Source organism: Acidovorax sp. NPDC077693, assembly GCF_044542805.1.
Classification (GTDB): domain Bacteria; phylum Pseudomonadota; class Gammaproteobacteria; order Burkholderiales; family Burkholderiaceae_C; genus Acidovorax.
Map to the genome: position 1 here is coordinate 81,328 of NZ_JBITVD010000023.1, position 13,408 is coordinate 94,735.

General features: G+C 69.3%; 10 protein-coding genes. 2 read left to right on the plus strand and 8 right to left on the minus strand.

What is annotated here, in order from left to right:
- Positions 1-97 precede the first annotated feature (97 nt).
- Positions 98-628, plus strand: coding sequence for a M48 family metallopeptidase (locus tag ACIGHN_RS25520; protein WP_056418669.1), 531 nt, complete (start codon positions 98-100; stop codon positions 626-628).
- 138 nt (positions 629-766) lie between these two features.
- Here ACIGHN_RS25520 and murI read toward each other — a convergent pair whose 3' ends face one another.
- The 4 genes from murI to ACIGHN_RS25540 form a co-directional block, all read right to left on the minus strand.
- The gene (murI, locus tag ACIGHN_RS25525) at positions 767-1,669 is read right to left on the minus strand and encodes a glutamate racemase (RefSeq protein ID WP_396506931.1); all 903 of its coding nucleotides are present in this window, start codon (positions 1,667-1,669) and stop codon (positions 767-769) included.
- 278 nt (positions 1,670-1,947) lie between these two features.
- Positions 1,948-3,513, minus strand: coding sequence for a fumarate hydratase (locus ACIGHN_RS25530; protein ID WP_396506933.1), 1,566 nt, complete (start codon positions 3,511-3,513; stop codon positions 1,948-1,950).
- 240 nt (positions 3,514-3,753) lie between these two features.
- Positions 3,754-4,188, minus strand: coding sequence for a hypothetical protein (locus ACIGHN_RS25535; protein WP_396506934.1), 435 nt, complete (start codon positions 4,186-4,188; stop codon positions 3,754-3,756).
- A 175-nt stretch (positions 4,189-4,363) separates the two neighbouring features.
- The gene (locus ACIGHN_RS25540) at positions 4,364-6,526 is read right to left on the minus strand and encodes a putative bifunctional diguanylate cyclase/phosphodiesterase (protein WP_396506936.1); all 2,163 of its coding nucleotides are present in this window, start codon (positions 6,524-6,526) and stop codon (positions 4,364-4,366) included.
- A gap of 495 nt (positions 6,527-7,021) precedes the next feature.
- Between ACIGHN_RS25540 and fumC the strand changes: the two genes are divergently transcribed.
- The gene (gene fumC / locus ACIGHN_RS25545) at positions 7,022-8,407 is read left to right on the plus strand and encodes a class II fumarate hydratase (RefSeq protein ID WP_056418662.1); all 1,386 of its coding nucleotides are present in this window, start codon (positions 7,022-7,024) and stop codon (positions 8,405-8,407) included.
- Between the two features lie 105 nt (positions 8,408-8,512).
- On the opposite strand, the gene ACIGHN_RS25550 is transcribed toward fumC, so the two are convergent.
- From ACIGHN_RS25550 to ACIGHN_RS25565, 4 genes are all read right to left on the minus strand, one after another.
- Positions 8,513-9,304: a Crp/Fnr family transcriptional regulator gene (locus ACIGHN_RS25550; protein WP_396506938.1), complete on the minus strand. Its 792-nt coding sequence runs from the start codon at positions 9,302-9,304 to the stop codon at positions 8,513-8,515.
- A gap of 183 nt (positions 9,305-9,487) precedes the next feature.
- Positions 9,488-10,699, minus strand: a complete 1,212-nt coding sequence (locus ACIGHN_RS25555) for a DNA topoisomerase IB (protein ID WP_396506939.1) — start codon at positions 10,697-10,699, stop codon at positions 9,488-9,490.
- Between the two features lie 308 nt (positions 10,700-11,007).
- Positions 11,008-11,715: a response regulator gene (locus ACIGHN_RS25560; RefSeq protein WP_396506941.1), complete on the minus strand. Its 708-nt coding sequence runs from the start codon at positions 11,713-11,715 to the stop codon at positions 11,008-11,010.
- A 1-nt stretch (position 11,716) separates the two neighbouring features.
- The gene (locus ACIGHN_RS25565; RefSeq protein ID WP_396506943.1) at positions 11,717-13,393 is read right to left on the minus strand and encodes an ATP-binding protein; all 1,677 of its coding nucleotides are present in this window, start codon (positions 13,391-13,393) and stop codon (positions 11,717-11,719) included.
- Positions 13,394-13,408: the final 15 nt, after the last annotated feature.

A 13,408-nucleotide genomic window follows, 5' to 3' on the forward strand; every position in this document is an offset into this window, starting at 1 on the left:
CGATGAATCGTCGGAGTCCCCGGGCCGCTCTGGCGATGGCGCCTGATGGCCCTTGATGGCCCCTGATCGCCCCTGCACAGCCCGAGGTTTTTTTACGATGACCACTGATCTTCCCTACCTGCGCGCCTACCCCGAATCCCTGCAGGAGCAGGCACGGTCGCTGCTGGTGCAGGGCCGGCTGGGCGCCGTGCTGCTGGGCAAGTACCCGCGGCCCCATGCGGTGCGCAGCGACAAGGGCCTGTACGACTACACCCAGGAGCTCAAGGCGCGCTATCTGCGCAACGCGGGCACCATCAACAAGGTGCTGTTCGACAACAAGATCCATGTGGTGCGCCACGCCCTGGGCCTGCACACGGCGGTGTCCCGCGTGCAGGGCAACAAGCTCGCGGCCAAGCACGAGATCCGCATCGCGGCGATGTTCAAGCAGGCGCCGGACGAGTTCCTGCGCATGATCGTGGTGCACGAGTTGGCCCACCTGCGCGAAAAGGACCACGGCAAGGCCTTCTACCAGCTGTGCGCGCACATGGAGCCGAACTACCACCAGTACGAGTTCGACCTGCGGCTGTACCTCACGCACGTGGAGCAGTCGGGGGAGCGGCTGTGGGGCGCGGCGGAGCCTGCTGCGTGAGCGACGGGCATCACATCAAAGCGACGCCCTACGTATTGCTATAAATTTAATAGCTGCTTGCGTCCGTCCATCGAGCGGTAGGTGCTGAAAAAGCCTTGGAGTCCGGTCGCTGTGCGGACCCTGGCCGGGCGCTCAGGCTCAGGGCACCGACACCGTCTCGCAGCAATCCGCAGGCAGCCCCAGCCAGCGGCGCGCGCCGGCCTGCAGCATGGCCACGGGCCCGGTGGTCAGCAGGCGTGTTTCGGGTGCGTCCTGCGCGTCGTCTTCGGTGCCGGAGGCCCCCGCACCCGCCAAGGCCTGCACCGGCGCACGCAGCAGGCCCGCGGCCTCCAGCAGCCGCCGGGTCTGCCGTGCCACGGGTTCGCCGGTTTCGATGAACTGCACGCCAGGCCCCACCAGCGTGCGCAACTCGTGCGCCACGAAGATGTAGTGCGTGCAGCCCAGCACCAAGGTGTCGATCTGCCCCGGCGCGGTGCCGAACGCGCCCATCGCGTGGATGTACCGTTCGCACAGGGCGCCGGTCTCGGTGGCACCGACTGCGCTGCCCGGGGCGGGCTCGAGCAGGTCCACGCCCCGCTCGATGGCATGGGCCAGGCCGTCGCACGGCTGCACCACGAACTGGGCTTGCCCGTCCAGCGATGCCAGCAGCTTGCCGAACTTGCTGCTGGTCAGCGTGCCCCGGGTGCCGATGACGCCTATGCGGCCGGTCTGGGTCACAGCCAGCGCGGGTTTGATGGCCGGCTCCAGCCCCACCAGGGGCAGGTCGGGGTAGCTGCTGCGCACTTCATGAATGGCAGCCGCCGTGGCGGTGTTGCAGGCCACCACCAGCGCCTTGATGTGGTGCTGCTCGCGCAGGTACCGGGTGATGGCGTGCGTGCGTGCGCTGACGTAGGCATCGCCGCGCTCGCCGTACGGGGCATTGGCGCTGTCCGCCAGGTACACGAAGCTTTCATGGGGCAGGGCAGCCCGCAGGGCGCGCAGCACGCTCAGCCCGCCCACGCCACTGTCGAACACACCGATGGGAGAAGAGGTCAGCGGCATGGCATGGTGCAAAGGGGGGACATAACGCACGATTGTAGAAAAGACAGGCCCGGCGAGCACGGCAGCATGGATTGACCGGCGGGGCCCACGGGGCAGCGCAGAAGGTTGGCACCGGCCCCGTGCCGGCACGGCGGCCTGGAGCGGCCACAAGTAGAAAGACCGCCCGAAGGCGGTCTTTTGGTCTGCGCGCTGCGTGCGGGCTGCGCAAGGTGGTGGCTCGCTGCAATACAGCGACGCCAAGCGCCAAGCGCCAAGCGTCACGCGCCAGGCGTCAGGCGTCAGGCGGCGGCGACCCCGATGCCCTTGAACTCGCCGGATGCGATGCGCTTTTGCCACTCGGCCGGGCCGGTGATGTGTGCGCTGGTGCCGCCGGAGTCCACCGCCACGGTCACGGGCATGTCCACCACGTCGAACTCGTAGATGGCTTCCATGCCCAGGTCCTCGAAGCCCACGACCTTGGCGGTCTTGATGGCCTTGCTGACCAGGTAGGCGGCGCCGCCCACGGCCATGAGGTAGGCGCTCTGGTGGTTCTTGATGGACTCGATGGCGACCGGGCCGCGCTCGGCCTTGCCGATCATGGCGATCAGCCCGGTCTGCTCCAGCATCATGTCGGTGAACTTGTCCATGCGCGTGGCGGTGGTGGGGCCGGCCGGGCCCACGGCCTCGTCCTTCACCGGGTCCACGGGGCCCACGTAGTAGATGACGCGGTTGGTGAAGTCCACGGGCAGCTTCTCGCCCTTGGCCAGCATGTCCTGGATGCGCTTGTGCGCGGCGTCGCGGCCGGTCAGCATCTTGCCGCTGAGCAGCAGCGTGTCGCCGGGCTTCCAGCCGGCCACTTCTTCCTTGGTCAGCGTGTCGAGGTTGACCTTCTTGCTCTTGTTGTAGTCGGGCGCCCAGTTCACGTTGGGCCACAGGTCCAGGCTGGGGGGCGTGAGGTACACGGGGCCGGAGCCGTCCAGCACGAAGTGCGCGTGGCGCGTGGCGGCGCAGTTGGGGATCATCGCGATGGGCTTGCTGGCCGCATGCGTGGGGTACATCTTGATCTTGACGTCCAGCACGGTGGTCAGGCCGCCCAGGCCCTGTGCGCCAATGCCCAGCGCGTTGACTTTCTCGAACAGCTCCAGGCGCAGCGCCTCGACCTTGTCGAGCGCGGGGCCGCCGGTCTTGGCGGCTTCGGCCTTGGCTTGCAGCTCGTACATGTCCAGGTCGTCCATCAGGCTTTCCTTGGCCATCAGCACGGCCTTTTCCGCCGTGCCGCCGATGCCGATGCCGAGCATGCCGGGCGGGCACCAGCCGGCGCCCATGGTGGGCACGGTCTTGAGCACCCAGTCCACCACGCTGTCGCTGGGGTTGAGCATGTACATCTTGGATTTGTTCTCCGAGCCGCCGCCCTTGGCCGCCACGGTGATTTCCACGGTGTTGCCGGGCACGATCTCGGTGAAGATCACTGCGGGCGTGTTGTCCTTGGTGTTCTTGCGGTCGAACTGCGGGTCGGCCACCACGCTGGCGCGCAGGGTGTTGTCGGGGTGGTTGTAGCCGCGGCGCACGCCTTCGTTGATGGCGTCGTCCAGGCTGCCCGTGAAGCCTTCCCAGCGCACGTCCATGCCCACCTTCAGGAACACGTTGACGATGCCGGTGTCCTGGCAGATGGGGCGCTGGCCGGTGGCGCTCATCTTGCTGTTGGTGAGGATCTGCGCGATCGCGTCCTTGGCCGCGGGGCTTTGCTCGCGCTCGTAGGCGCGGGCCAGGTGGGCGATGTAGTCGGTGGGATGGTAGTAGCTGATGTACTGCAGCGCGGCAGCTACGGATTCGATGAGATCGTCCTGGCGGATGGAGGTGGTCATGGCGGTTCGTGGGGAGTCTTTTATGGAGGGCGCTGACGCACCCCTCTCCCACCCCCCGCAAGCGCCGTCCGGCAACCAGCGCTGGGCCGCAGACCGCACTGCCGAAGGCAGGCGGACCGTATTTTGACAGACCCCACCGCAGGCGCCCTGCGCGATGCCAAAGGCCGCCGCCTGCGTTCGGCCTTTGGTGAGATCCCACGGTGGTCGCCGGTGGCCCTTGCCACCGCGCCGGGCGGGGCTTCAGGCGGTGCCGTTGGCGTCGTCCTCGTCGGCCTCGACCGCGTCATCGGTGTCGTTGCCGCCGGGCAGGTCGTCCGCGCTCAAGGGGGCCTGGGCCTCGCGGCCGCCGCGCTCGGTGTCCACGTCCTGGCCCTCGTCGTCGCCGACCATGCCGTCATCGGGATCGGCGTCGTCTTCACCGGGGCCGCCGGTGGCCATGGATTCCACATGGTCGGGCAGGATGTCGCGGGCCGTGGCTTCGGTGTCGGGGTTCACGCTGCTGCGCTCACCGGTGCCGAATCGGTCGGTGTCGCTGTCGGAGTCGGCGCTGTAGGCGCCTGCGCTGTCGCTGCCCGAATCGGACGCATCGCTGGGCCCCAGGCTGTCGATGCCGGTCGCGCTGTGCGCGGGCGGAAGGTTGTCGCTGTCGATGCCGAGAAGGCTGCTGGTGGCCATGGTGTGCTCCGATGGATGGGTGATGCGCCGCGGGCCCGGGTAGGGCGCGCTGCGGGGCGGGAAAACCGCCATCAGTTCATCGTCGGTCTGCCACGCGCCGCGCCATGTCAGGCGCCGCTGACATGGGCGTCGTCCATCTTCGCCGGAGCCTCCGCCAGACCCGGGGCAGGGCGGGTTACAGGTCCGGCAGCGACCCGATGACGGATGGCGTGAAGTCCGCACCGCCGGCAGGCTTGTCGCCTTGCGACCAGGCCAGCAGGGTGTCGGCCGGCATGGGGCGGGCGTAGAAGAAGCCCTGCAGTTCATCGCAGCCCATGCCCAGCAGAATGTCGCGCTGGCCGCTGGTCTCCACGCCCTCGGCCACCACGCGCAAGCCCAGGGCATGCGCCAGGCTCACCACCGCCGCCACCACGGCGCGGGCGTCTTCGCTGCTTTCCAGGTCGTTCACGAAGCTGCGGTCGATCTTGAGCTGCTGCGCCGGCAACTGGCGCAGGTAGTTCAGGCTCGAATACCCGGTGCCGAAGTCGTCGATGGACAGGAACACGCCGATGCGCGCCAGCCCCTCGAAGGTGCGCTGCGTGGCCTTGATGTCCTCCATGGCCACCGATTCGGTGATCTCGCACAGCAGCTGCGAGGCGTCGAGCCCGTGGCGCAGCAGCGCCTGCTCGATGCGCTCGGCCAGCCCGGCCTCGCGCAGCTGGTGCACCGACAGGTTGATGGCCACGCGCATGCGCAGGCCGCTGTCGGCCCACTCTGCGGTCTGGCGGCAGGCTTCGTTGATCACCCAGTTGCCCAGCCGCCCGATCAGCCCGAAGCGTTCGGCCAGCGCGATGAAGACCAGCGGGCTGACCATGCCGTGTTTGGGGTGGTTCCAGCGCAGCAGGGCCTCCACCCCGCTGATCTGGCCGCGCGTGCCGTCGATCTTGGGCTGGTAGTGCAGGGCCAGCTGGCCGCGGTCGATGGCCTGGCGCAGGTCGTTCTGCAGCTCCAGCTGTTCAGACGCGTCCGATCCCATGTGGGGCTCGAACAGCGCATAACAGCCGCCGCCGGCGCGCTTGGCCGCATACATGGCCGCGTCGGCATTGGCGACCAGCTTGCCGCGCTCGCCATGGTCGGGATGCACCACGATGCCGATGGAGCACGCGATCTGCACCTTCTTGCCCGAGACCTCGAACGGCTCCGACAGGGCCGCGAGCACCCGGTTGGCCATGGTCACGCAGGCGGCCACGTCGGTCACGTCTTCGAGCAGGATCAAAAATTCGTCGCCGCCCACGCGGGCCACCGTGTCGGACTCGCGCGCCTGGCGCTGCAGCCGCTCGGCCGCGCTGCGCAGGATCACGTCGCCCGCCGCGTGGCCGAACGAGTCGTTGATGGGCTTGAAGCCGTCCAGGTCCACGAACAGCACCGCCAGGCGGTCTTCCACACGGTGGTGGTTGGTGCGGTCCAGCCGCAGCAGCGCGTGGATCAAGCGGTCCTCGAACAGCAGCCGGTTGGGCAGGCCGGTCAGCGCATCGGCGAAAGCGCGTTTTTGCAGCTCGTCATTGGCGGCCTGCAGGCGGGTGTTGCTGTCGGTCAGCGACTTCGTCAGGCGCTCGGCCGTGGCCTGCAGGCGCGCGTCCAGGATGGAGGTGAACAGCGTGCTCACCAACAGCATGCCCGTGGCCATGAGCACCATGGCCGTAAGACCCGGGCCGCCGAGCTGGCCCGCGCTCAGGCACACCGCACCCTTGGCAAAGTTGGCCGCCGCCATGCCGGTGTAGTGCATGCCGCAGATGGCCACCGCCATCACGAACGATGCGGCCATCTGGTACGCCAGGCGCTGCCCGGGCTGCACGCGGCGCAGCAGCTTGAAGATCAGCAAGGCCGTGGCCGATGCCAGCACCGCGATCAGCACCGACAACGCCACCAGCAGCGGGTCCCACACGATGCCCGGCGCCATCTCCATCGCCGCCATGCCGATGTAGTGCATGCCGCTGATGCCCGCGCCCATCACCAGCGCACCCATGGCCAGTTGAACACGGCCAAAGTTTTCGCGGCTGGCCAGTTGCAGGGCCATGGCCGACGCGGCCACGGCGGCCAGCCACGACAGCAGGGTGGGGCCGCCGGCAAAGCCGATCTCGATGGGCAGCCGAAACGCCTGCATGCCCAAAAAGTGCATGGCCCAGATGCCCGTGCCCATGACGATGGAGCCTGCGGCCCACCAGGCCAGCCCCACGCGGCGCTGTGCCGTGCGCACACGGCGCGCCAGGTCCAGCGTCACGTACGACGCCAGCATGGCAATGGCAAAGGAGGCGGCCACCACGAACAGGTTGTAGCTGGAGGGCATGAACGCGTTCATGGTGCGAAGAAAGCTGTGATGGAGTGGGCAGGGTGCATCGGGCGCGCGGCGCCGTCAAGGGGCCCAGGGCAGATACGCAGCGGCAGCGCCATGCAGGGGGCAGGGCACGGCCGCGCGCGTCGAAGTGTATCGACCGGTGCCAAGGCGCGCTGGCGTGGGGGCTTGAGGGCTTGGCGGGCTTGGCGGGCTTGGCGGGCTGGGTGGTGCTGAAGGGACCGTTCGCCGGCCATGCCCCCACCAGCAGTGGTGGCGGCGCGGTCGGCTGCCCGCTGCGGCGGGGCTTGACGCACACTGGCCGCGCCATGCTCGTGCACAGGCCATCCAGGCTAACAAATGAGAATGGTTCGTTTTTGCATTATGCTGCCGGGCGCGCCGGTGTTCCGGCTGCTCTTGGGCGTCAGACGCAAGCCCTCCCCCCGGTCCCCATCGCGGCCTCGCCGGGGCCGCGCCGTCTGCCCGCCCGCTTTCTGTTTTTTTCTTGGAGAACCGCTGCCCATGACCTCCCGTACCGAACGCGACACCTTTGGCCCTATCGAGGTCCCTGCCGACAAGCTCTGGGGCGCGCAGACGCAGCGCTCGCTGCAGAACTTCGACATCTCGGGCGAGCAGCAGCCGCGCGAGATCATCAAGGCGCTGGCCCAGGTCAAGCGTGCCTCGGCCGTGGTCAACCAGGCCCTGGGCCTGCAGGATGCGAAGAAGACCGACGCCATCGTGGCTGCGGCCGATGAGGTCATCGCCGGCCAGCACGCGGGCGAGTTCCCGCTGGTGGTGTGGCAGACGGGCTCGGGCACGCAGACCAACATGAATGTCAACGAGGTGCTGGCCAACCGCGCCAGCGAGATCCTGGGCGGCGAGCGCGGCGAAGGCCGCCTGGTCCACCCCAACGACGACGTGAACCGCAGCCAGTCGAGCAACGACGTGTTCCCGACCGCCATGCACGTGGCCGCGGTGGAGGCGCTCACGCACAAGCTGCTGCCCGCCATCGCCAAGCTGCGCGCTACGCTGGCGAAGAAGGCGCAGGACTTCGACGGCATCGTCAAGATCGGCCGCACCCATCTGCAGGATGCCACCCCGCTCACGCTGGGCCAGGAGTTCTCGGGCTACGTGGCGCAACTGGACCATGGCGAGCGCCATGTGCGCGCCGCGCTGCCCCACCTGTATGAGTTGGCCCTGGGCGGCACCGCGGTGGGCACGGGCCTGAACGCGCCCAAGGGCTATGCCGAGCAGTCCGCAGCCGAGCTGGCGCGCCTGACGGGCCTTCCCTTCGTCACCGCGCCCAACAAGTTCGAGGCCCTGGCCTCGGTGGACGGCCTGGTGCACGCCCACGGCGCGCTCAAGACGCTGGCGGCCAGCATGATGAAGATCGCCAACGACGTGCGCTGGCTGGCCAGCGGCCCGCGCAGCGGCATCGGCGAGCTGAGCATCCCCGAGAACGAGCCTGGCTCGTCCATCATGCCCGGCAAGGTCAACCCTACGCAGAGCGAGGCGGTGACCATGCTGGCTGCCCAGGTGTTCGGCAACGACGTGGCCATCAACTTCGGCGGTGCCTCGGGCAACTTCGAGCTCAACGTCTTCCGCCCCATGGTGGCCCACAACTTCCTGCAGAGCGTGCGTCTGCTGGCCGACGGCATGGTGAGCTTCAACGACCAGTGCGCCGTGGGCATCGAGCCCAACCGCGAGCGCATCACCGAGCTGGTGGACCGCTCGCTCATGCTGGTGACCGCGCTCAACACCCACATCGGCTACGACAAGGCGGCCTATATTGCCAAGAAGGCGCACAAGGAAGGCACGAGCCTGCGCGAAGCGGCTGTGGCCTCGGGCCACGTGACGGGCGAGCAGTTCGACCAGTGGGTGGTGCCGGGCCACATGGTCGGGCGTTGATCGCAGGCCGGGGGACGCAACAAGCGCCAGAGTATCGGAGCCGAACACTGTTGGCCCGATATCCGCCATCCTCGCCAGTCCTGCGTTCGTGCAGTGCCGTGACCGTCAGTCACCGTGCTGCGACGCTTCCTGCTGCGCCAGCGCTTCGAGCTGCTCCTGCTGGTAGACCACGATGCTGCGCTGGTGGATGCCGATGATGCCTTCGCGCTCCATCCACTTCAATTCCACATTGATGCGCTGGCGCGATCCGCCCAGCAGTTGCGCCAGCTCGTCCTGCACCAGCGACAGCCCGATGGCGCCGCGCTGGCCGGGCACGGCGGCGCGCTCGCCAAAGCGGCGCAGCACGTGCAGCAACTGCTTGGCCAGCCGCGCGCGCAGGGGCACGGTGGCCATGTCTTCCATCATCCAGTACAGGTAGCGCATGCGGCGCGCCTGCAGCGTGAGCAGCGCCTCACCGAACTCCGAATGTTCGCGCAGCAGTTGGCGGAACACGTCCTCGGCCACACTCAGCACCGTGGTGGGGCCATGGGCGTGCGCGTCGTAGGTGTTGGGGCCGCGGTGCAGCACCTCGGCCTCGCCCACCCAGATGCCGGGCTCCACATAGGCCAGCGTCACCTGCTTGCCCGACGGCGTGGTGCGCCGAAACCGGATGGCGCCGCTTGCGCACGCAAACCAGTCCTGCGCCAGGTCGCCTTGCTCTACGATCATCTGGCCGTGGGTGTAGCGTGTGACGCGGCCCAGCCGAAAGATGTCGTGCCGCAGCGATGGCGTGAGCGCGGCGAACCAGCGGCCGCGGTTGATGGCTTCGCGTTCGGGCAGGCTCAGGAAGGGGCGTTGCTGGTGGCGGTCGGCCAGGAGATTCGCGGACTCTGGCGTGGAAAGCGTGTCTGTGGACATGGCGGCAGGCTGCAGATGAACGGAGCCGGCCTGTGCGCAGGGCCGGGCTGAAGGGCGGTGGAGAAAAGCGCAGCTTCGCAGTTTAGCGATGCGGCTTGCGGCATCAGGGGGCGCGCGGCACCTGCGCGACACCCCGCAGCCTGTTGACGAAAATTGCCTGCGTGCCTGCCTCCCGCGTGTCACCTATGCCTTGGCTTGTGCGCGCACCTGTACCTTGCCGGCTTTGGAGGCTTTCGGCGTCTTGGGTGTCTTGCGCGGTTTGCGCAAGAACGCCAGCAAGCGGCGCTCTGCCGCGCTCAGGCCGCGTGGCGACGCGCTGCCGCCGATGCGGTCCCACACGTCCTGCATGCCGGGCCCGGCGTCGGATGCCAGGCGCGAGCCCAGCTCCAGCACCGCGGGATGCACGTACGACTTCTTGCACACGGCGGGCGTGTTGCCCAGCTGGCGCGCCACCTCGGCGAGGATGGTCTTGGCGGTGTAGCGCACGCTCTTGTCGGTGGGGTCTGCGGCGTCGGCCTGTGTGCACGCCAGGCGCGTCAGCTCCAGCGCCTGCGTGGTGCCGTGCCAGGTGCGAAAGTCCTTCGCGGTGAAGTGATCGCCGTCGGTGTCGGACGCGCCGTGCGTGATCTCGCGCAGGTAGTCATTCACGTCGCCCGAGCCCACGGTGCGCGGGGTGCCGTCCTCATCTTCGTACTGGAAGAGCTCCTGCCCCGGCAACTGCTGGCAGTGCCGCACCACGCGGGCCACACGGGGGTCGCTGAGTTCGGCCTCCTGCTGCACGCCGCTCTTGCCGCGAAACCGCAGCGTCAGCTGGCTGCCTTTGACCTGCACATGCCGCGTGCGCAGCGTGGTCAGGCCGTACGATTTGTTGGTGGCGGCGTATTCTTCGTTGCCCACGCGCAGATAGGTGGTGTCCAGCAGGCGCACCAGTGTGGCCAGTACCAGCGTGCGCGACAGCGGCTGGCCGCTGCGGTGCGCGGCCAGGTCGCGTGCCACGCGGGCGCGGATGCGCGGCAGCGCACGCCCGAAGGCCTGCATGTGCTCGAACTTGCCCTCGTCGCGCTGCGCGCGCCACTGCGCGTGGTAGCGGTACTGGCGCCGTCCGCGCGCGTCGAGCCCGGTGGCCTGCAGGTGGCCGTTGGGCCGCGGGCAAATCCACACGTCGGTGTACGCCGGCGGGATGGCCAGGCGCTGGATGCGGGCGATCTCTTCCGCATCCTTGAGCCACTGCCCGTCGGGCTGGCGGTAGCGAAACGCCTTTTCGCCGCTGGGCACCCGCGACAGACCGGGCATGTCGGGCGTGACGTACACCAGGCCACCGGGTAGCCTGGGCTGGCGGGGGGTTGTGGCTTTGGGGGGCGCAGATGCGCGGGTCGAAGAGGATGTAGCGGGCATCGGGGCGGTATGGAGGATGGACCAATGGGTGGCCCGATCAGACCCGTGCCTGGTCTGCGGCGGTGTAGGTGCGCTGCGTGCGGCAAAGTGAGACATCGGCCGGACTCTTGGCTGATGGCGCCATCCATTCGAGTAAAAAATGGTCCTGCCGCTTGATGGACGGGCGCTACCAGCTATTTAATTGATAGCAAACCTGGATGCGGCAGCGTCGATGGGATGCGTGCTGTGTGGGCGGGTCTGCGCAAGCAGCCCCTGCGCAGGCGCTCCTGCCTGCACGCCGCGGCCTGTGCGTCCTGATGCGCGTCCTGTCAGTCACCCGCAGTCGCGCTCGGGTCCAGCGCAAAGCCCACCCCGTACACCGAGCGGATCCAGTCGCTGCCGTCGGCGCTGGCGGCCTTGAGCTTCTTGCGCAGGTTCTTGATGTGGCTGTCGATGGCGCGCTCGTTCACATCGAGCGTGTCGTCGTACGCCTGGTCCAGCAGCTGCGCGCGCGAGAAGATGCGGCCGCGGTGGCGGGCCAGCACCTGCAGAAGCCGAAACTCCCGCCGCGTGAGGCCCAGCGGCGTGCCGTGCAGCGTGGCCTGCCAGTGCAGCTCGTCGAGTACCAGCGCCGCCACGGTGGTGGTGGTGCCCGGCGGCGGCGGCGGCGCGGCCGCGGCGCGGCGCAGCACGGCCTTGGCGCGGGCCACCACCTCGCGCGGCGAGAACGGCTTGCAGATGTAGTCGTCGGCGCCCAGCTCCAGGCCGATGAGGCGGTCCACCTCTTCCACGCGGGCGGTCAGCATGATGATGGGGTGCTGTGTGTGGCGGCGGGCCTGGCGCAGCACCTCCAGGCCATCCATGCCGGGCAGCATGATGTCCAGCAGGGTCAGCGCGGGCGGCGCCGCCAGCATGCTGGCCAGCGCCGTGCGGCCGTCGGCGTGGTGCTCGACGGCGTAGCCCGCGTGGCGCAGGTAGTCGACCACGATGGTGGCGATGTCGGGTTCGTCTTCAACGACGAGGATGCGGTGGGTCATGTCACGGGGTGGATGGGGAGTTGTCCAGCAGGGGCAGGTCCAGCGTGATGCGCAGGCCGCCCAGGGGCGACGCCTCGGCCGCCAGGGTGCCGCCATGCGCCAGCACGATGGCCCGGCAGATGGCCAGGCCCAGGCCTGAGCCGCCGTGGTCGCGGTTGCGCGAGGTGTCGGCCCGGTACAGGCGCTCGAAGATGCGGGGCAGCTCGTGTGCGGCGACGCCCGGCGCGCTGTCGTCCAGTTGCACGCGCAGCAGCGGTGCGCCGCCCGGGGCCTCGGCTTCGAACGCCGCGATGCGCAGCAGGCCCCCCGCATCGGTGTAGCGCAGGCTGTTTTCCAGCAGGTTCAGGAACACCTGGTGCAGTTGCTGCGCGTCGCCCCGCACCAGCGGCGCGGGCGACTGCGTGGCCAGCGCGTCGAGGCCCATGGTGTCCACGGCGATGCGGGCCTGCGCCAGGCGCGGGCGCATCGAGGCCAGGGCTTCGGACAGCAGCGAGAGCGGGTGCACCGGCACCTGGGCCGACGGCGCGCTGGTGCCCGCTGCGTCCAGGCTGGCGCGCAGGTCGCCCACCAGCTGGATGAGGCGCATCACCTGCCGGTGCAGGCGCAGCGCGGTCTTGTCGTCGAAGGTGCGCACGCCGTCCTGCACGGCCTCGATCTCTGCGCGCATCGCCGCCAGGGGTGTGCGCAGCTCGTGGGCCACGTCGCCCAGCCACTGGCGGCGCGAGGCCTCGATGCTGCCGAGCTGTTCGGCCATGGTGTTGAAGGTGCGGGCCAGTTGGGCCATTTCGTCGTGGCCGTGCACCGGCACGCGGGTGTGCAGGTGGCCCTGTGCGATCTCGCGTGCGCCGCTGGCCAGCGCATCGACCGGTGCCAGCCACCGCCGTGCCAGCCAGCCCGAGAGCAGCAGCGCCAGCACCAGCCCAGCGAGGCCCGTCCAGACCACAAAGCCCAGCTGCTGCGCCAGAAAGGCCTGGTCGGCTTCGCTGCGCACGCCTTGGGGTGGCGCCAGCACCAGGTGGCCGATGGTGGCGCCGTTGGCACCCCGCAAGGCCAGGCGTGCGCCGCCGGGCTGTGGTGCGGTGCCCGCCAACAGCCGGTCCTGCGCATCCACTAAGCCCAGGCGGGGGTAGAGGTCGTCGGGGTGGCGCTGCGGCGGCAGGGGCGGGCGGCCGTCGGCCGACGGGCCCGTCATTCCCATGCTGTTGCCGCGCTGGTCGGGCGGTGGCCCGTCCGGCGGCGCGGCGCCTTGGGGTGGGGGCTGCCAGCCACCGCTGCGCTCGCCGGTGACGGCGCGGGGAGGGCCGCCGTACGGGCCCGCAAATGGGTTGGCACTCTCGGCCGACGAAGTGGTGCCGGAGGGCGCGTTGCCCATGGACGGGGGCGGGGCGAAGCCGTCGGCCGCGCCACCACCCGCCCTGCGCTGGCCGCCGCCCGGGTGGCTGAGCCGGCCCCACAGGCCGGGCTGGTTGCGCAGCGTGTCCCAGCCACCCACCTGCAGGTAGTGTGCCTGCAGGCGCTCTGCCAGCCAGTCCATGCGTGCGAGTTCGATCTCGGCCACGTACGGCCCCAGCCCGCGCTGCAGCCCCAGCCGCGAAAACCCCGCAAAGATCAGCAGCAGGGCCACCAGCAAGGCGGCCAGGGCCAGAAAGGCTTTGCGGTGCAGGGTGAGTGAAGGCATCGGGACAGCGAAACG